We start from the raw sequence: 1,348 nt of genomic DNA, 5'->3' as shown, positions 1-1,348 counted from the left end.
TGAGGCCGCAGGCGCCATTTAGCCGAAGAATCGATTGAGGCCTGTCGGCATTCCGGAAGGAATCCTGGCGGCCCGGTTCCGATTCCGATTGTTGCGCGCCGCCGAAATCTCTTGCCAATCCTGCCGGCTTGCGATTCTCCCCGCTTGCAACACAAGCTGCGGGGGATAGCGATGCAGCCGAACCAGACCCTCTGCCTCGGGGACGTGCAGCGCGTCCTGACCGGCCTGTTCGAGGGCGACCTGCACGCCAAGCGGGTTCTATCCCTGGCCAATGCCACCCTCGGGGTGGTCCGGACCGCGTCATTGGCTGTGCATACGATCGGCCAGGGGCTCGCCCTGGCGCGCGGTCTGACCACCAAGCACGCCATCAAGCAGGTGGATCGGATGCTGTCCAACGAGGGGATCGACGTCGATGCCGCACTGCGCCACTGGGTGCCCTACGTGGTGGGATCACGCACCAGCATCAACGTCGCCATGGACTGGACCGATTTCGACGCCGATGGCCAGGCCACCCTCATGCTGTCGCTGCTGACCCGTCACGGCCGCGCCACGCCCTTGCTGTGGCTCACCGTCGCCACGGCGAGCCTCAAGAACCATCGCAACGAGTACGAATACCAGGCGCTGGTCCGTCTCGCCGACACCCTGGCCTCCGACATAAAGGTTTGCATCGTCGCCGACCGTGGCTTCGGCGATCAGAAGCTCTATCGGGTGCTGACCGAGGAGTTGAAGTTCGACTACGTCATCCGCTTCCGCGGCAACATCACAGTGACCGCCGCCGACGGCGAGATGCGCACCGCTTCCGCCTGGGTCGGCCGCGGTGGACGGGCGCGCATTCTGCGCGGCGCCGCAGTGACCGCGGAATGCTACCAGGTGGGCACCGTGCTGTGCGTGCAGGATAAGGACATGAAGCAGGCGTGGTGTCTCGCCGCCAGCGACGGCACAGCGTCGGCTTCAGGCCTGAAGGCGCTCTATGGCAAGCGCTGGAGCATCGAATGTGGCCTGCGCGATACCAAGGACCTGCGCTTCGGCATGGGCATGGGATCGATCCACGTCAGCACGCCGGCGCGGCGCGACCGGCTGTGGCTGATCGCCGCATTCGCCGTCATGCTGCTGACCCTGCTCGGGGCCGCCGGGGAAGTGCTCGGCTACGACCGATTCCTCAAGTCAAACACCGCCAAGCGGCGAACCCATTCGCTGTTCCGCCAGGGCTGCATGCTATACGAACTCATCCCCACCATGCCGGAGCCTCGCCTGCTGCCACTGGTCCAGAAATTCGCCGATATGCTCGCCGACCTGCCCGTCTTCGCCGAGACTTTCGGGGCAGTGTGAAAATGAGGGGAGTCTTGAG

Annotated in this window: 1 protein-coding gene; it reads left to right on the top strand. The window is 65.0% G+C overall.

Going from position 1 to position 1,348, the window contains the following annotated elements:
* Nucleotides 1-171 precede the first annotated feature (171 nt).
* Nucleotides 172-1,329, top strand: coding sequence for an IS4 family transposase (locus L2A60_RS20415; RefSeq protein WP_235706295.1), 1,158 nt, complete (start codon nt 172-174; stop codon nt 1,327-1,329).
* Nucleotides 1,330-1,348: the final 19 nt, after the last annotated feature.

The sequence above is a fragment of the Acidiphilium iwatense genome (genome assembly GCF_021556475.1).
Lineage (GTDB): Bacteria > Pseudomonadota > Alphaproteobacteria > Acetobacterales > Acetobacteraceae > Acidiphilium > Acidiphilium iwatense.
This window is presented reverse-complemented; position numbering and strand designations above follow the sequence as displayed.